Annotated in this window: 10 protein-coding genes and 2 tRNA genes; 7 read left to right on the top strand and 5 right to left on the bottom strand. The window is 44.7% G+C overall.

The features are described from left to right. Window positions 1-33: 33 nt before the first annotated feature. The 5 genes from QUB24_RS11285 to smc all read right to left on the bottom strand — a co-directional run bounded on the left by QUB24_RS11285 (window position 34) and on the right by smc (window position 10662). Window positions 34-1866, bottom strand: coding sequence for a DUF6798 domain-containing protein (locus QUB24_RS11285; protein WP_333153262.1), 1833 nt, complete (start codon window positions 1864-1866; stop codon window positions 34-36). Between the two features lie 12 nt (window positions 1867-1878). Beyond that, on the bottom strand, window positions 1879-4110 hold the full coding sequence (locus tag QUB24_RS11280) for a hypothetical protein (protein ID WP_333153261.1): 2232 nt from the start codon (window positions 4108-4110) through the stop codon (window positions 1879-1881). 72 nt (window positions 4111-4182) lie between these two features. Beyond that, window positions 4183-5208 carry an SGNH/GDSL hydrolase family protein gene (locus QUB24_RS11275; protein ID WP_333153260.1) on the bottom strand — a complete coding sequence of 342 codons (1026 nt, stop codon included), beginning with the start codon at window positions 5206-5208 and terminating at the stop codon, window positions 4183-4185. 312 nt (window positions 5209-5520) lie between these two features. Continuing rightward, entirely contained in the window at window positions 5521-6543 is a 1023-nt protein-coding gene (locus QUB24_RS11270) for a PRC-barrel domain-containing protein (RefSeq protein ID WP_333153259.1), read from the bottom strand. A 234-nt stretch (window positions 6544-6777) separates the two neighbouring features. Continuing rightward, window positions 6778-10662, bottom strand: a complete 3885-nt coding sequence (gene smc / locus QUB24_RS11265; protein WP_333153258.1) for a chromosome segregation protein SMC — start codon at window positions 10660-10662, stop codon at window positions 6778-6780. A 738-nt stretch (window positions 10663-11400) separates the two neighbouring features. On the opposite strand from smc, the gene murA reads away from it, so the two are divergent. From murA to QUB24_RS11230, 7 genes are all read left to right on the top strand, one after another. Further along, on the top strand, window positions 11401-12819 hold the full coding sequence (gene murA / locus QUB24_RS11260; RefSeq protein ID WP_333153257.1) for a UDP-N-acetylglucosamine 1-carboxyvinyltransferase: 1419 nt from the start codon (window positions 11401-11403) through the stop codon (window positions 12817-12819). Window positions 12820-12984: 165 nt separating this feature from the next. Further along, on the top strand, window positions 12985-13854 hold the full coding sequence (locus QUB24_RS11255; RefSeq protein ID WP_333153256.1) for a M48 family metallopeptidase: 870 nt from the start codon (window positions 12985-12987) through the stop codon (window positions 13852-13854). Then, window positions 13833-13914 (top strand) — tRNA-Leu (locus tag QUB24_RS11250). Before QUB24_RS11255 ends, QUB24_RS11250 begins: the two co-directional genes overlap by 22 nt. Window positions 13915-14119: 205 nt before the next feature. Then, entirely contained in the window at window positions 14120-14314 is a 195-nt protein-coding gene (locus tag QUB24_RS11245) for a hypothetical protein (protein ID WP_333153254.1), read from the top strand. Between the two features lie 430 nt (window positions 14315-14744). Further along, window positions 14745-14927, top strand: a complete 183-nt coding sequence (locus QUB24_RS11240) for a hypothetical protein (RefSeq protein ID WP_333153253.1) — start codon at window positions 14745-14747, stop codon at window positions 14925-14927. 17 nt (window positions 14928-14944) lie between these two features. After that, window positions 14945-15026 (top strand) — tRNA-Leu (locus tag QUB24_RS11235). 205 nt (window positions 15027-15231) lie between these two features. Further along, the gene (locus tag QUB24_RS11230; RefSeq protein ID WP_333153252.1) at window positions 15232-18597 is read left to right on the top strand and encodes a hypothetical protein; all 3366 of its coding nucleotides are present in this window, start codon (window positions 15232-15234) and stop codon (window positions 18595-18597) included. Window positions 18598-18706 lie beyond the last annotated feature (109 nt).

The following is an 18706-nucleotide window of genomic DNA, read 5'->3' as shown; positions in this document are numbered from 1 at the left end:
CTGAAGAAAGATATCATATTTTCAAGAATAGTATTATCTGATTTTATACAGTATCCATTTGCCTTCTTGGTCGGCGATTTCCCCTTGCATATTTGGGTGCCAGTCAGTACGAGTCAGGATATAATCGGCATGATAGTTTCTGGCTACTTTGACTAAATCTGCACTGCTGCGGCGGATGAAAAATTCATTTCCTCCCCAAATCATTTGCGGGTTTAAGGGAACTCCTAAAACGGTTTCCATGCGACTTTGCCATTCTTTGATGCCTTTTTCGGTAAAGGGAAAGTTCTTGAAGTTGACGACAATCGCTCTTTCGGAGAAAAACTGGAAGCTGGTAACTGAGGGGGGAATTAATACCAGTGAATCGCGGCTGCTACTTTGCGAAAATCGCACAGCTAATTTGCTTAAGTCGTCCCTGGGAACGGCATTGATATTAACTCTTGTTTGAAATACATTTAATATAGGTTTGGGTAGAATTCCTGCTATTCCAAAAACTAAGGTGGCGGTAGTTATTAAGGCTAATGTGTGAGTTATAGTTTGTTTGATAGATGTAGCTAGGGATGTTTTTTCTAAAATGAATGGGAAGGCGAGGATTGAGAAAAAGATTGGGATGCTAATTATTCGATCGCCAATTATTTCCCATGAATCAGTCACCGGATATATCAAGCTGAAAATTACCGTTCCTGCTGCTAAAATCCACCCTAATATATTATATCGTTTGGACAATACGTAATTTTTTGTTTGCCAAACTGATAATCCTAAGAAAATGACACCCCTAAAGGGCAAAGTTAGTACAGCTAACATCAACAAGCTAACAGCTATTTGTTTGTCTATGTAAAGTCTATCTACCGTCAAAGCAACAGCAATAAATATAATTAATTGAGCAAAAGGTACAGTTCTAGCTAACTGTAGTTTGGCGATAAAAGCTAAAGGATAAACTTCGACAAATACGTAATTTAGAAATAATGCAAAAATTGATGTGCCAACAATTACATAAAAATTAATCTTGTCTTCTTTTGGCAATAAATCGGAATTTTTGATGCACAGCAAGCCACCAATTATGAAACATATAAAGTTGAACCAATTCCCGACATCCCAATTTGACGGGAGGATGTGGTGGGGGTTGCGGACTTTTGCGTGAATGTAGACAAAATCGGCGTTGTCGATAGTTTGAGTGCTGGTAGTACCTGTTAATAACATCGGTACGTAAACGATACTTGCCATTGCTGCTAAAAGTGCGATCGCCAAAATCAATGTTTTAAACTTCCGCTGTTTTACCGATTCAATAAATAAAACGGGAACCATCATCAATCCCGGCAACAAACCCACTAAGAATTGCAGCAGACAAGCTAGTCCAAAAAAGAAATACCCTGTCAACCATTTCTGGCGCAAACTAAAGTAAATTCCCCAGATTGCGAAACCCATTGCGAAGGTACTGGGTACTGATTTGGTGGAAAATATCAGCGTGTTACCAACATCGGTAAATGAAGCGGCTATACATAAAAAAGCCATCGCTGCTGCTGGCAGTTTGGAATTAGTATAGATATTGAGAATTGCGTAGCAAGCTAGGATAAATGAACCAAAGGCTAGGAATTGATAAATAAAGTGTGCTAGGGGAATGCTGGTTCCTAAGTTGGCGAGCAAATAGATAATATAATAATAGTAATATCTCGGATTAAATTTCACCATTTCCTGAACGTAATAGTCATTTTTGTAGAGTTCAGGATTTAACATAAATTGAATGGGTGGCACTTCGGGAAAGTTGCCTCCTATCGGGAAAATATACCCAATTGCCATCAGAGAGCCGATGATGACAAAAGTATAGAGAGATAGATTAAAATACCAGTGGGATTTTTGATGTTTTTGCATTGACGGTTCAACTTACCTACTGACAGCCAAATTGTTAATCTCCAGTTGGCATTGGTTTGTTAAATCCTGTTTGCTGTTACTCAATACCTCAAGCAGCAGATAAATCGGATTTTTTCCCTCAACTAATAGATTTAAGCCGATCGCACTTTTTTGACCATAAGCCATCTCTGCTGAGTCTACTAATTTACCTTGCTTGTCCCACAAAGTCAAGCGCAGGACAACTCCCGGACATTCTTTGTTAGGTAAATTGAGTTTGCCGGTCACTTTCGCTTTGTCTGAGATGGAACCTAAATACAGGAAAGATGTATCGAGTTTCTTGCTGTTTTTAATTGGATGAGTTACAATATTATATAGGTTATCCGATTCTTGACTGACTGAATAATTGGCACTTGTGTAGATTGATTGATGCAAACTAATCCAATCTAACTGCGTGCCTGGTCGATCGACTATTTGCCGCTGCATCGCCTCCAGAGTCCTAACTGCCGTTGCTGTATCAGTCGGCCGCATCCTCCGGTAAACGCTGAGTGTCACGCCGTTTTCTAGCTTAAACTGTTCCGGTAGCAATTGGAAATCGCGGGCAATTTCCCAGTTTTGAGTAAAGGCATCGTACACAACTTTAACAACATCTTGTTCGTGCGATCGCAAAACTTGTTCGTCAGTCGGTAACACCTGCTGAAAAGGTACAGCAACCACCGCATATTGTGCCTGCAACAACTCCGGTAGCGGGTAAGTATCGCGCGAGTCAATTTGCGGTCTCCCGATTGTATTTAATTTCCACCAACCCTCCGGCGGGTTTAATTTTCGGTTGGCTTGTCTGAGTATGTTAGCATTGAAATTGTTAGAAGCACCGACAATATAAATCGGTTCTTCGTTGGGTGCTAATTTTCGCAGAAACTCTACTAATTTTACAACTTCGTCGTAGTCCGATCGCACTAACGGCGGAAAATTAGCCACAAACAGTCTTGACAAATCAATTTTGAGAGGAATTAACCCGACAGCAGCATTCAAAACCAGGTACAAACCCGCGACGCCCAGCATGAAATACCGGATTTTTCCCTTGAGTGTCAGCCAAGTTGTCCAGAAAAATGTGGATAGTCCTAAAAGTGCGATCGGTGTAATATGAATTGTATAGTGCAAGTAGCCGTAACGCAACACTAACAGCCATTCAATCAGCGACAAAACCCCAAACAACGAAACAAAAATAGCCGCCGCCGGAACCAGCATTCGGGTGAGAATTCCTGCAGAAAAACCAATCAGTACCAGCAGCCAAGTTCCCAAACCGTAAAAATCCGCATAACGAGTTAAAATATCATTTACAGGCAAACTCCAAGCGACATACAAATTGCGGTAGTCAACAGTCAGAGCACTGCGAGTAAAATCTCCTGCTACCAACATTAAAATAGTCAAGCTAGTTGCAGCTATCAAACCCAATTTGATACCGGATTCAAACAAATTTTTCCAACCTTTGTTTTGAATACTTTGAAATAGCAATCCTAAATGACTGGTGGGATGGGCTTCTAGCCCGTCCCGGCTAAAAGCCTGAACCATGTTGATAACTGCCTTGGGATTGCTATACTGTACAATAAACTCGATGAAAGCCTGTAAAGTTGCGGCACCAAAAAATGCGATCGCACTATAAGCAAAATGACGCCGCAACAGAATCGCCGCCGCCAGCAAAAACCCAATTAACGGGATTTTCCACCAAGATTTCAGCTTAACATCCTGCAAATAAACCAAAATTGCCAAGGCTACAAACATACAGCCGCCAGTATCCAGATATCCCCGCAGAGTCGGTATCCAACTCATCGGAATTAATAAACTCAGCAGCACAGTTGACCAAAACACCCGGCGGGGATAAACTGGAATTAGCTTAGCAGAAATTGCCCCCAACAACAGGCGAAACGGCAGCAAATAAATCAGGGATACACTGAGAATGTAACTCAGCCGAGACTCGCCAAATAAGAGAATAAACGGCACTAACGGCAAAGAGATTAAAAGGTTTTTTTCCTTAGATAGCGATTCTATGACTCCGCGCCATGCTTTATCGGGCGCGTCTCGAAATAAATTTGCCGTGTTGACTGTAGCGGTATTGTATCCCGCGTAATCCCACCAATAAAAAGTACGTTCGCTGGATACATAGATTGATGTTACTGCAACTGTTACAAGAACAAGTAAAAACAGGAAAAACCCATCAATTAGAAATTTTCGAGGCAATTTAAAAGAAACAAAATCAAATAATCTCATCACTCTAGCAACCCTAAATAACTCCTAAACTTCCTCTTTATCTCTTGCTTTGCGCCTTCGCGGTTCGTTAACTTACTTTAAAACAGTATGTTGCAAAAAAACTTCCAACTTTTCTGCATATTGCCGATTCGCGATCGCACTTGGATGCAGGTCATGAGGTAAATTATTATTGGCAGGTATTTTCAAATCAACCGAAATATCCGCCGTAGCAATTCCCTCCTGACTTAACTCCTGCAACATCTTAGCAGAACCGCTATTAATTCCCGCCACAACTAACTTAACACCCTTAGCCTCAGCCACACGGTTAAACTCTTCAATAATTGCCTTAGAAACCTCATGGCTTCTATACAATCCCTCTTCAAATTGATTGTAATTAACATCCAAAAAATGGCTTAATGCAGAAACCCGCATTAGGGGGAACTCGTGATATTCAAGTTTTGTCATCTTGTAGGTAAAATTATTTTCTCCATTCAGCCTAGCATCGGGTTGAAACAGAATGCCGAGTTTGTTCCAAGAAGCCATCTGCTTGCTTCTCGCCCTCAACAAAGTATTGCGGCGGTCGTGAAATCCCGCATAAGCAATCACCGCTATTTTGGGTTTATTTCCTTGTTTGAGTGCTTCTTTGAATTGAATAAACGAGTGCAGCGTGCCGTAGCCGTTAACGCCAAAATTAACTATTTCATATTTGGGTAATTTCTCTTGCAGCAACCAAGCATAAGTTTCGCTGTCATTCAATGACCAACCGTAGGTAAAAGAACAGCCAAATATCCAAATTTCAGGCTTTTTTGACGATAAATTGTAAGTATTGAGGGGATGTGTTATTCTTAAAGTATTATTGAGATGAGTTGTATTAAATGAGTAATTGCCGTTAAGTGTTACCTTGAATTTACCGGGCAAATGTTTGTAGCCGAGTTCCGAGTCTTTGGTGAAAAAGTTACCTTTTGGTTCGACGGCCACATCAACATTTTCTATTTGCCAGGGTTTGTATCCCGCAACTCGCAAGACGATTTCAGCCGTGGTGGTGGATAAAAAAATTGGAAAAATTAGATATGTTATTAATCTGAAAGCAACATTTTTAGCAATTTTTTTTTCGCTCATTAACATAATATGAAACGTCAGCAAAAGTATAGTAAACTGCCATGCCAGTATTATCTACTTCATGGATCTAATTTAATTAGATTGAGCGCCTTCACTGCATCCCCCAACCTACCCCATTAGATTGTTTGCCAGAATTAAATATTATTTGTAAAACCCGTGCCTACAAAATATTAGTTTAAACTCACATCTTGCACCAATATCAGCAACGGGCTAGAAGCCCGTTCCACAAAAAATAAACTTGATTGTGGAACGGGCATCTTGCCCGTTCTTAAGAAGAGTGCAAAATATTGGTTTGAGCTAATTGATTAATTCCTAATAACCAGGCTCCTCCTCGTACTCAGGAGTCTTAGTCTTCTCAGGGATATTCACCCGAGGAGCCTGGTAAGGCTTCGGTGCCTCATCGTCAGCCCAAGCATCAGCCTCCACATCATCCTCGTACTCGTACTGCACCACCGGCTGCTTCGGGCGAGAAATCTCAGGGCGAGTGTACTGCGGCTTTTCCTCGTAGTCCTCTTCGTAATCGTCCTCCTCGCCGCCCCAATTATCCTCTTCGTAATCCTCGTAATCGTCGATTGGCTGCTGCTGTACCTGCACCGCGCGCATCGGCGGCTGGCGAACCGCAGACCGATTCCACTCTAAATCCTCATCCCAAGGAACTTCCTCCACCGCAGGCGCAGCTACCCGGCTCCGCATTTCCGGTGCGGGTATCCGCACGCCCGGGCCCAATTGATTTCCCGTAGCCACGGGTTTCGGATAATAACCAGCCTCGTCCTCTTCTCGTTCCCAAGGTGCTTGGCCCAAACCAACGCGCTCCAGCAAACCCACACTAAGCTGCCTGAGCCTTTCCTCGGAACCTTCAAACACAATCAAGCGATTCGGGCCGCTGCTGACAATTTCTTCAATCCCCAACTCGTAAGTGCTGAGAACTTGGTCGGGGATTTGGGGGATTCCCAGGGAAGCGATAATTATAGAAACTAACTTACCGTCTTCGGGGTCGAACCTAAAGCCCCGCACCCTACCTAAAAGTTCGCCGGTTTCGGTAATAACTTCGCTGTTAATCAAAATGCTGTAGACTTCAACATCAACATCATCTTCGATCGCGCTCTCATCTTCCACCAACAGCACGTCGCCGATTTCGCTGACATTGCTGAGGAACATAAACCTCGGCATTCCAGCGACCGCAAATATATTATCACGCAGACCGATCGCCACAACTTCCCGCCGGTCAATGTCCACCCACAATTGACTAACCACCCCCAACCGTTTACCTCTGTCGCGGGTGATGACCTGAGTGCCTAGAATATCGGAGCGTTGGCAGATTTGTTCGGATGTCATTCTAACTTTAATCCTGATTTATTAAGTACATATATCACTCAACACGAGCGTTAACAGAAACTCCGGGACTACAACTTCAGTCAGTCGATTTTAGATTTTAGATTTTAGATTTTAGATTTACTCCACAGAGGAATGTGGGAGCTGGAACTAGGGTCTAAAATTTTGATCTATCCACGACTGTTGTCGGCGGCTTGTATCCGTTTTTGGGTAGGGTCATCAACAGAGACTCCCGGACTACAACTTCAGTCCTATGACTTGAGTATAAGCTCCCCGTGCTTGAGTAACACCAATTGTACGCTCAGCCGATTGAATCATAGGTCGCCGCAAACTCACAACAATAAACTGGGCTTGTTCAGACTGTCGTTTTATCATTCTAGCTAATCGCTCCACATTTGCCCCATCCAGAAACATATCCACTTCATCAAAAGCGTAGAACGTAGACGGGCGGTAGCGTTGCAGCGCAAAAATAAAACTCAGCGCCGTCAGCGACTTTTCGCCTCCAGACATGGAAGCCAGCCGCTGTACGGGTTTGCCCTTCGGGTGAGCCACCAAATTCAAGCCACTGCTGAAGGGGTCTTCCTGGTCATCTAGCTGGAGATAGCCATCGCCTTCGGAAAGTTCCGCAAAGATAGTCTGGAAGTTCTCGTTAACTGCGTCGAAAGCTTCCTTAAAAGCGCGCCGCCTGAGTGTGGTAAAATTTTCGATTCTCAACAGCAGTTCAGTGCGTTCTCCTTCCAATGTCGTCAATTTTTGACTCAATTCTTGAAGGCGTTCTTGAGTGCGGTTGTACTCTTCCAAGGCTAGCATATTGACTGGTTCTAAAGCTTGAATGCGTTTGGCTATCGCCTTTACTTCCTGCTGCAATTCCGTCAAATTGGCTTTCTCGACATTTTCAGGAATCGACGGCACGGGGTCGGGCATTTCCGCCCGCTGCGTTTCCAATAGAGTGCGGATTGCGGCCAATTGTTCCCGGCGTTCTTGCTGGGTTTCGTGGAGTTTTTGCAACTGCCATTGTAACTGCTGTTTGGCTAAATGCTGTTCTCGCAGTTGAGATTCCGCCCGATCGCGCTCTCCCTTCTGCACGCCCAATTTTTCCTCAATTTCCCCCAAAGCCGCCTTAGCTGTGGCAATTTGTCCATCGAGTTCTAACTGCTGCGAAACAATGCGATCGAGTGCATCCGCCCCCGCGTTTTGCTGCACTTGCCATTCCTGCAATTTCTCGCTGCCTTCCTTAATTTTGTCTTCCAAACGCCCGAATTGATTTTCCAAGTCTACAAGGCGCTGCTGGACGGTTCTCAGAGCCAATTCTCGCTCTTGCAGTTGCGCTTCCAGAGCGCGCAAACCCGATTGCATTTGCTGCCATTCGCTGTGACTGTTGGACTCTTCCAACTGCGCCAAAGTTTGGCGGTACTGCTGCAATTGAGTTTCCTGTGCGGGCAATTCTCGTTCCAGCAACTGCAATCTCGATCGCGAATTAGTTAATTCCTGTGTATTTTTGGCAATTTGCGATCGCACTTGTTCCTGTTGCGCTTGCAAATTCTTAATTTCTGAATCCAACTGTTCCAAGCGCAACTGATGTTCGCGTAAATTTTGTTTCGCTTCCATCAATTCTTGGCTGCGAGTTTTGACTGCAACAGAAGCGCGATCGATCGCAATTTTGCACCGTTCCAAAATCCGCTCAATTTCCTCCAACCTTTCTTGCAAAGAGGCGATCGTCCGCGCTTCACTAGCAGCCTCGCTAGCCTCAACCGTGCCAAAATGTAAGGTAGATCTGTTAGTAGAACTTCCCCCAGTCATCGCCCCGCTAGTTTCCAAAATTTCCCCGTCCAAAGTGACAATCCGGTACTGTCCCAAATAGCGGCGGGCGTCGCTGAGGTTGCTAAACACAACCGTACTGCCAAAAACGTAAGCAAAAATTTCCTGATACCGCGAATCGCAATCAATCAAATTAACAGCCGCATCCACAAACCCAGCCGCGCGCCGCAAATTTTCATTCACCGAATACCTGCCGCCCCTAATCTTATTCAGAGGCAAAAACGTCATCCTTCCCGCCCGTTTTTGTTTCAATAATTCGATCGCAGCCGCAGCCACGCTGTCATCTTCCACCACCATATTTCCCATGCGCCCGCCCGCCGCAATTTCCAGCGCCAACTGATAGCGCGGTTCCACCCTGCCGAGTTGAGCCACCAAGCCGCAAACTCCGCCAATTCCGCTTTGCGCGACAATTTTGGCAGTAAACGTCCCCGTCGCTTCTTGCAGTGCTTGAAACTGCACTTCTAGTTTGTCTAATTTGCGCTGTCTTTCGCGCTGTTCTTCCAACAAACGAGTTTGAGTTTCCTGTTGCAGTTGCAATTCTTGTTCGGCTTCGACTAAAATTTGATTCAGCGATTCTACTTGCAAAGATGCCACGCCTTTGGTTTCCACAAGGCGAGATTGCTGCTCTTTTTTCGCTGTAATTTCCTGTTCCAATACTTGCAGCGATTGGTTTTGTTCTTGAATTTGACTTTGCAGGCGATCGGCTCTTTCGCCAATGGTAGCTTGTTCTGTACGCTGCGGTTCCAAAGTTTGTTGAATTGTTTCGATTTGGCGGTGCAGTTCCGTTTGCTGCTGTACCCAAACTTCGGCCGTCGAGGCGATCGCATTTGCAACTTCCCGACTTTCATCTAAACTTTGCTGGGCTGCATCCCGCTGTTCTTGAAAACTCCCCTGCTGAGACTTAACATAAGATATTTCAATCTCAATTTGCTCCAAACTTTGCTTGAATTGCCGAACTTCTTCCTCGGTTTGTGCTATGTTAGCCGCCATTTGCCCAGCAGTTGTTTCTAAATCCTGTTTGCGGTTTTGCAGTTGTCGCCGTTCCGCTTCCTGAGTCGCAATTGTCGCTTGCAAAGCCAACAATTCCGACTCTCCCAAAGCTTTAACGCGGGCATTCAGCGCGTCAAGTTCGGCGGTTGCTGCTTGAATTTGGGTGCTAATTGTTTGCAGTTGTTCGGTGAGAGATGCCGAAGTGCGATCGCCCGTTTCGATTTGTTCTCGCAGCTTCCATTCTTGCTGCTGCAATTGCCGGAATTTCAGCACAATTTCCCACTGCGACTTTTCTTGAAATTCCGCTCGCAATTTTTGATATTTTTCCGCTTTTGTGCGATCGGAAGCAAGTCTATCGCGCTGAGACATCAGCTCTTTTTCTACAATCCGGCTGCGTTCTTCCACCTCTTTAACTTCATCCAACTTCTGCCTAGCTAAAGAGATTTTGCGATCGAACTGAGCCACCCCAGCCAATTCGTCAATGATTTCTCTGCGTTCCTTAGAATTCATCGAAATAATGCTGGTAACGTCTCCTTGTAGCACGACGTTATAGCCTTCGGGATAAATTCGCAAACGGTTGAGTTGTTCGTGAAGTTGAGTCAGCGTGCAAGGTTGACCGTTAATGTAATAAGTTGAAGTGTAAGTACCTTGGCGAGTGACCCGAAGTTTGCGCGTCACACTCCACTCATCCGATTTTTGATTTTTGATTTTGGATTTTTTATTAGTAGCGAGTAGTTGTCCGTTGTTGTCTTGAGTTGCTGCGATTTCAATCTCTTCTACGTCTTCAACAGATAACTCATCCGATTTTGGATTTTGGATTTTGGATTTTCGATTGGCAGATGATTGGCCGTTGTTGTCTTGAGTTTCGGTAGTTTCTATCCCTTCGGCTTCTGCAACAGATAGAGGCGATTCTCGATTAGCAGATGATTGGCCGTTGTTGTCTTGAGTTTCGGCAATTTCTATGCTTTCGACTTCCTCTGCTTCAACTGATAACTCATCTGCTGCATTTTCATCCTCATCTTCATCCCGCGCGAACCATTCCTCCCCCACATCTTCCAGGGCAAAAGTCGCAGTCACGCTAGCTTCGATCGTACCGCGTTTGTTTTGGGCGCTGTTCACCAAATCCGGCAAACGTTCAGCCCGCATTCCCTTAGAACTCGAAAGTCCGAGACAAAACAGCAAAGCGTCGAGGATATTGGACTTCCCAGAACCGTTGGGCCCGGAAACCACAGTAAAACCGGGCAGCACGGGAATGGCCGTCGTGCCGCCAAAAGATTTAAAGTTAGTCAGTTCGATCCGCTTAATGTGAACCATATGCTAGGAGTAGCTTTGGCTCTAGGTTGTTGTCACAAAAAATACTGGGTAAGTGAGAAGCTCAGAGACTTTAGTCCTGAGAGGAAAACGACCCAGCGATTTCAATCGCCTTGAATCCCCTCGCGGGGCAGAGGGGTATGGTTGCCCCTCCGCTGAGGATATGGTTGTCCTCAATCTCCCATTTCTGGGGTAAAGTTAGCTTCGCCAATGTTATAGAGGCTTGTTAGGCTGGCAGCACTGTCGAGCGTGACTTTAAGACTGTTTAACTACTAGCGACAGGGCAGGGGACTAGCTTCGCATCCCAGGGTGTCATGACCTAAATAACGTAGCCTGTTAAGGCGATAGCTGGTCAGTACAGCTTGTTTAATTTCTCAAACAAGCTCAGTGGCTTTAGCCCTGAGTTACTGACAGGGTAGCACAGGCAATGGGGCGATCGACAATGTAGAGACTTTCACGCATTGTCGATCGAACCGATATCTTACACCTTTCTCAACAACAAAGTCAGCTTTTACTTCAAAAGATAGTTGACAAAAGTACAACATCTGCAACCAGAGCTACCGCTACAAATGAACGTAAATTTTGATACAGATAACTCCATGAGACTTGATCGAAATTATTTGTGCAATTAAACCTGAAAGCCTTACCCCTAGTGAATTCCAGCAAATATAATTGTGGTAATTCCTCATGTTCCCCCTAGACATATAAAAACTTTCCGGTAAAATCGAACCAAAATTAATAATGTATAAAGTAACGAAGCGAATTATGGAGGGCAAACCCATTACACCAGCTCAGAACTCGTCTAACCTGCCAGCTTCACCTGAAAGCGACCAACAAGTATTGCAAATTTGGGGTCGCCAGCCCCTTAAAGGACACGTCAAAATCAGCGGCGCCAAAAACTCCGCGTTAGTCGTCATGGCAGGAGCCCTGCTATGTCCAGAGGATTGCCGTCTCCGCAACGTTCCCGGTCTAGTCGATGTCGCCCGCATGGGGCAAATTCTCTCGGCTGTAGGAGTCAACTTACAGCAGAACGGGGACGTTTTAGACATCAACGCCAGCAACCTCATAGACGCTCAAGCCCCCTACGAATTAGTCAGCCAACTGCGGGCGAGCTTCTTCATCATCGGCCCACTGCTAGCGCGTTTGGGATTTGCCAAAGTACCCTTGCCCGGTGGGTGCGCCATCGGTGCCCGACCCGTTGAACTCCACGTTCGCGGTCTGCAAGCCCTCGGTGCCGAAGTCCACATCGACCACGGCACGGTTCACGCTTACGTCAAAGGGCCAAACCGCCGCCTGAAAGGAGCCAAAATTTATTTGGACTACCCCAGCGTCGGCGCAACTGAAACTTTGATGATGGCGGCGACTCTGGCTGAAGGAGAAACCGTGATTGAAAATGCGGCTCAAGAGCCGGAAGTCGCTGATTTGGCGAATTTCTGCCGCGCTATGGGAGCAAAAATTCAAGGCGCTGGCACGAATACGATCGTCATTTCGGGAGTTCCCAAGCTGCACGCGGTAGACTATTCAATTATTCCCGATCGCATTGAAGCCGGAACATTTTTAGTAGCCGGAGCCATCACTCACTCCGAAATCAGTTTGTCGCCGGTAATTCCCGACCACCTGACCGCAGTCATTGCCAAATTGAAGACAATTGGGGCGAAAATTATTGCAGAATCCCCCGACATTTTGCGGATAGTTCCCGGCCAAACTCACTCGGCCACAGACATCGAAACTCTGCCTTACCCTGGTTTCCCCACAGATATGCAAGCTCAGTTTATGGCTTTGCTGACACTGAGCGAAGGAGACAGCTTGATCAAAGAAACCGTGTTTGAGAATCGCTTGCGCCACGTAGCAGAACTCAACCGCATGGGCGCAGACATTCGCCTCAAAGGCAATGTAGCGATTGTGCGCGGAGTGTCGCGGCTGTCGGGTGCGCCAGTAGTGGCAACAGATTTGCGGGCGTCGGCGGCGTTAGTGTTAGCGGGACTTGCAGCCGATGGTGTCACCACCATCAGCAGCTTGCAGCACTTAGACCGCGGCTATGAGCAGTTAGAGGTGAAACTGCAAAAATTGGGAGCTAAGTTGCGACGGGTCAAAGAGGGTACAGACCGGGCGAATGCTGAGGCTCCTGTCAATCCCGTGCGATCGGGTTTAAACTGTTAATTAGTCATGAGTCATTAGTCAGCAGTCATTAGTCATTAGGAAGAAGGAAGAAGAAAGAAAAATAATTCAACCTTTTTCAATTCCCGCTTCCCAATTGCCAATTCCCACTTTCCAATGACCAATGACTAATGACAAATGACTATTGACTAATGATTCAGGATTAAAATGTCGAACATACCGCTCATCGGTTTGAAAGCAGACCAGTTTCGCCACCCGCTAGACTTGGAAGCTACCAGCACTCTCAAACAACTGCCCGGCCTGGATTTGATGGTGCGGCAGTTGCTGGGACAACTGGGCGAACAGTTTTTCATGCTGGAAAATCTGGCTTCCAGCGTCCAAGTCGGGGAAAATCAATTGCCCCACCTGCATCAATTGTTGTTGGATGCCTGCAAAACTCTGGATTTGGAACCGCCGCAGCTTTATGTCCGCCAGCATCCGATGCCGAATGCTTACACCTTTGCGATGCGGGGAAAACAGCCTTTTGTGGTGATGCACACTTCTCTGATTGATTTGCTCACAGATGAGGAAGTTAAGGCAGTAATTGCTCACGAGTTGGGGCATTTGAAGTGCGAACACGGAGTTTACCTGACTCTGGCTAATTTAATTGTGTTGGCCGCCGGCCAAATTTCGCCTGTGGGAGCCGTACTGGCCCAGGGTTTGCAGGCGCAAATGTTGGAATGGTTGCGGTGTGCGGAATTTACGTGCGATCGCGCCGCCTTGCTCGCCACCCAAGACCCAAGAGTGGTAGCATCGGTGCTGATGAAACTGGCCGGAGGTTCGCCGACTTTAGCTCCGAAACTGAATGTCGATGCGTTTTTGGCGCAGGCGCGGGCCTACGACGACCTCAGCAGCACTCAACTGGGAGAAATGCTCAAACAAGCTCAAACGGCTCAGTTGTCCCATCCTGTACCAGTATTGCGCGCCAGAGAGATCGATCGTTGGGCAAGTTCAAAAGATTATGAATCTTTGCTTGCAGGAAATCGATCGGTGTGTTATGATGGTGAAACCCAAAAGGGCGGGTGGCGAAATTGGTAGACGCATCAGACTCAAAATCTGACACCGAAAGGTATGAGAGTTCGATTCTCTCCCCGCCCACTGCTAAAAAAGCTAGTGATGTCTTAATAAAGAACTCTGTGATAGGTAGCCCAGTAGCTCCAAGTGCATATCTCATCACTTGATATCCCCCTTGCTGGTGGCTGTGGTTGCTAGTCGAGTATTTTCCCAACTTCAGTTGAAATAACTCATGAGCAACCGCACTATTACTTTCATCTGCTTTTTTATGTAATAAAAACAGAAAAAGATGAGCAAGGAGGCAAGCAATATACCTTCTGTTGATTTAGCTATGGTTCCAGGCACAGTTTATCTCCAAGATTGTGTCTCGAATCAGTTAAGTAAACTGTATACTCTTGATTTAGCCACAGGTAAAGCAACACTCATCGGTTCTCTTGGATTTGTGGTTAAAAGTGTATCGAAAAGTACAAAAGTTTGGCAATAAAATCGCTGAAATTCTTACCCAGAGAGACATAATCTATATCAATCACCCGATAGCCAGGAGAGCCCCTTCATCGGTGAGATCATTACAGAAGTGTATGATATTGCCGTTGTATATTCAAAACTCTATGGCATGGAGCGAGTACGAGCTCGATAACCTGCTCGTTGCTGCTGACTTCGCACCAATGAAAGAAGAGAAAGATGTTACGTTTTATTAATAAAAGAAAAATTATCTACGCCTTTAGATAGAGTAATAGTCATGCCCGGAGCGGTAAAACTGGCGACCAATTCTAGCAGATGCTGAGAGTTTATCAGCACTAACGGAAAGACCGTCATCAGCAACCTCGAGTATAATTTATTAACAGTTTTGCAAAACAATTCTAATAGCATATATCACATTAAGTGATCACCAAAAACTGAATGTAGATGCCTTTTTGGCGCAGGCGCGAGCCTACGACGACCTCAGCACCACTCAACTCGGAGATATGCTCAAACAACCTCAGACGGCTCAGTTGTCCCATCCTGTACCAGTATTGCGCGCCAGAGAGATCGATCGCTGGGCAAGTTTAAAAGATTATGAATCTTTGCTTGCAGGAAAGCGATCGGTGTGTTATTAAGGTGAAACCAAAACAAAGGGCGGGTGGCGAAATTGGTAGACGCATCAGACTCAAAATCTGACACCGAAAGGTATGAGAGTTCGATTCTCTCCCCGCCCACTGCGAGGAAAGCTAGTGATGTTGTAATAAAGCGCTCTGCGCTCAATAGCCAAGCAGCTCCAACTGCATCTATCATCACTTTATCTCGCACTCGCTGGTGGCTGTCGTTGCTAGCCGAGTATTTTCCCAAAATCAGTTGAAATAACTGATGACCAACCGCACTGTTACTTTCATCTGCTTTTTTATGTAATAAAAACAGAAAAAGATGAGTAATCAGGCAAGCAATATATCTTCTTTGGATTTAGCTATGGTTCCAGGGACAGTGTATATCCAAGATTGTGTCTCAAATCAGTTAAGTAAACTGTATACTCTTGATTTAGCCACAGGTAAAGCAACATTCATCGGTCAGATCATTACAGAAGTGTATGATATTGCCTTTGTTGATTCACAGCTCTATGGCATCGATCGAGAAGGCGACACAACGCAGCTCGTAAAAATTGACATCAAAACGGGCGATACGGCTGTCATTGGGGATACGGGCTTTGCTACAGCCGGCTTGGCTTATAATGCCCAAAGTCAAACCCTTTATGCCACCACAGCTAAACAACTCATTGCCCTTGATCTCAAAACAGGAAAAGGTACACCAGTAGCTACCGTAGCTAATAAAGACTACAACTGTGGTGAAGTTGCCTTTGATAGCAATGGCATAGCATATATCACATTAATTGGTTACGAAAAGAAGAAATTACTTGCTAGATGCAATCTCGATACTAGCGAAGTTAAAACTATTGGTGATACCGGATTTCCTGGTATTGGCAGTATGGAATTTGTTGGCAATGTCCTTTATGGCGTTACCGGCAGATTTTTTAACTTGGGAAAAGACGGTCAATTAATCCGCATTAATACCAAGACAGGTAAAGGCACATTAGTGGCTCAAACCAAGCCTAGCGGTCGTTGGGCAGGAATTGCGGTTTATCAACCAGCAGAAGTGAGCGCAACCATCACTTCAAAAGTTAACACTGAAACGGCACAAGGTGCAGAAACAACTACTACAACGGGTGACGAAACTATGAAACTGTTAACGATTGATACCAAAGAAAACTGTTACGTTATCAATACCGCTCAGATGAATAGCTTGCAACAAAATGTTGCTAAGTCTCTGACATTAGACAAAGGTACTTTTGACATCCAAATCACCAGTGGTAGCTACAGTTATAGTGCCGACAATACCGCCACTGAGCCTTTTGTTTTTCTCTGGATTTATGGACTTGATGGCAGTACCTTTATCAACACAAAGACAGGTGTTGAGACAGGTGCAACTTGGGCAACTTTAAACGGCTATAACGACAAATTGCAGTTAGACATCAAAGAAAAAGCTGTAGTCTGTGCTTTATTCTTTGATATCTATAGTGGTGATAATCAAGGACAAGTAACTGTTTCAATCACTGGCAATCAACAGTTTAGTACCCAAACTTTAACCGTTGATAGCAAGGAAAACTGCTATTCGCTGGATGGCAATTATCTCTCCACTCTTAAAAAAGCAAATGCTAATTCTATCGAGTTAGCCCCAGGGAACTATCGCGTCAAGATTCGGGAAAGCACTGCCACTTATGGAGCAGAAGCAAAAAATTTCCAATTAGAACCTTGGGCGTTACTGTTGCTTCAAGGAGGAAAATTTATCTCCAAGTTGACAGGAATTGAACTTAGCGAAAGTTGGTGTTCCTTAAATGGCTTCAAAGATGACGTTATTTTTGAAGTCAAACAAAAAACCACCCTCTCCGGCTTCTTTTTTGATACATACATAGAAGATAACGAAGGGCAAGTTGTTTTAGAAATCAACAACATCAGTGATGAAGAAGTAGAGCGAGAAAAGGCAGAGTCATCAGTACAACCTGGTAGGGGCAGCAGCGAAAGCAGTGTTAGTGTAGTGGGTGGTGGTAGCACAACTAGCTCTGGTGGCACAACTAGCTCTGGTGGCACAACTAGCTCTGGTGGTACAATTAGCTCTGGTGGTACAATTAGCTCTGGTGGTACAATTAGCTCTGGTGGTACAATTAGCTCTGGTGGTACAATTAGCTCTGGTGGTACAACTAGCCCGGGTTCTGAAAATATCAATATTGGCAGTGGATTTGGGTTCACTTTTGACCAAGATCAGATGGAACAAATGTGGCAGCAAATGGCAGCCCAAATCAATACTTCCATCACAGTAACAGGTGACCCGAACGAGAAAAAAGAAGCTTATTGGGACAATTTGGAAAAATGGCTGCTTAAAGGCTATCAAACTCAAGCTAAAGACTTAGCGATGAAGGTAGCACGGCTGGAGTTTATGCTTAAAACTCTTACCCAACAAATGGAAGTTAGTTTTAATCAGAATTTCCACAATTGGTCGGGATACTTCAACAAAAATCTCAATGACTTATTTATTGCTCGAATTCCCCGCATTGTTAGCGAGCAGGTGAATTTAAGAATCTCTGAACAAACCCAAGAGATTAAAAACTTAGTGCTGCAACAAATGCAAACCGAACTCAATGAGCGTGTTGAGGCAGTCGTTAATCTCAAAGTGGCTAATCAGACTCAAGAAGTTAAGAACCTCGTAGTTCAGCAAATGCAAACTGAACTTGAGCAACGGATTGAGAATGTAGTTAACATCAAAGTTGCCAATCAGTCTACAGAGATTAATACCCAGGTAATTAATCAAATATCGACTGATATTGATGAGCGCATTAGTAACTCCGTTAATGTCCAAATCGCCAATCAATCTCAAGAGATCACTAATCAGGTAATTCAGCAAGTCCAACATACTATTGATGAGCGTGTTGAGAATGTGGTGAGCATCAAGATTTCCGATCAAACCCAGAATGTGAAGAATCTGGTGATTCAGCAAATGCAAACTTACATCGATCAACGCATCGATAATGTCGTGAACCTGAAAGTGTCTAATCTATCTCACGATATTAACACTCAAATTGTTCAGCAAATTCAACACGACATAGATCAGCGGATTAATGCGGTAGTTAATCTCAAACTTGCTGACCAAAGCCAAAACATTAAAAATCTGGTCATTCAGCAGATTGAATCTAACATTGATGCTCGCATCAATACGGTTGTTAATCAATCTAGCACTAGCAACGTGCAGTTAGTGACTAATAATATTGTCAACGATCTTGACAATCGCATTAATGTTAGCTTGGATAACAAGATTCTCAACTTCCGTAATGATGTATCTACGATCGTCAAAAATGAGCTGAACCAAAACTTCACGCAGAACATCAAAAATACGATTTTTGCAGAATTGAAACAGCAACAATTCTACCTAGATATGAACTTGATCAAGTCAGAAGTTGAGAACTTCTACTCTAATCTGGCACAGTTTGAGAATCAGTTCTATTTACGCATTGAACAAGGGGACACTCAACTGTATAACTGGACGCTGGAACAACTTATTGCTCTCCAAGGTTGCTTAACAGATCGTCAGGCGTTAGTCGATATGTTTGAATCTTTCGCCACTAAACTCAAAGACGAATTAGATAATGCTGAATGCGTTCGTCCCGATCGTTTTGGTTCTTGGGTAAGAACAGATATGCGGTCACAATTTCAACCTAGCCAATCTCCGCAATTACCACCACGTTAATCAGTAGGTAGACATATCTTGGGTGTCCGAAGAAAGGAACGAAGCAATCCCAAACTGCAAGCGAATGGCTTCGTTCCTCTATTCGGACATGATGGTATTGATTTATGTT

This window comes from Microcoleus sp. B9-D4, assembly GCF_036705105.1.
Classification (GTDB): Bacteria; Cyanobacteriota; Cyanobacteriia; order Cyanobacteriales; family Microcoleaceae; genus Microcoleus.
The sequence above is the reverse complement of the archived record's forward strand: the minus strand, read 5'-3'. Positions and strand labels throughout refer to the sequence as shown.

What these genes read in the sequence shown, in the direction of transcription:
- QUB24_RS11285 (WP_333153262.1), bottom strand. Translation starts at nt 1,866, where the DNA reads ATGCAAAAACATCAAAAATCCCACTGGTATTTTAATCTATCTCTCTAT.
- QUB24_RS11280 (WP_333153261.1), bottom strand. Translation starts at nt 4,110, where the DNA reads ATGAGATTATTTGATTTTGTTTCTTTTAAATTGCCTCGAAAATTTCTA.
- QUB24_RS11275 (WP_333153260.1), bottom strand. Translation starts at nt 5,208, where the DNA reads ATGAGCGAAAAAAAAATTGCTAAAAATGTTGCTTTCAGATTAATAACA.
- QUB24_RS11270 (WP_333153259.1), bottom strand. Translation starts at nt 6,543, where the DNA reads ATGACATCCGAACAAATCTGCCAACGCTCCGATATTCTAGGCACTCAG.
- smc (WP_333153258.1), bottom strand. Translation starts at nt 10,662, where the DNA reads ATGGTTCACATTAAGCGGATCGAACTGACTAACTTTAAATCTTTTGGC.
- murA (WP_333153257.1), top strand. Translation starts at nt 11,401, where the DNA reads ATGTATAAAGTAACGAAGCGAATTATGGAGGGCAAACCCATTACACCA.
- QUB24_RS11255 (WP_333153256.1), top strand. Translation starts at nt 12,985, where the DNA reads ATGTCGAACATACCGCTCATCGGTTTGAAAGCAGACCAGTTTCGCCAC.
- QUB24_RS11245 (WP_333153254.1), top strand. Translation starts at nt 14,120, where the DNA reads ATGAGCAAGGAGGCAAGCAATATACCTTCTGTTGATTTAGCTATGGTT.
- QUB24_RS11230 (WP_333153252.1), top strand. Translation starts at nt 15,232, where the DNA reads ATGAGTAATCAGGCAAGCAATATATCTTCTTTGGATTTAGCTATGGTT.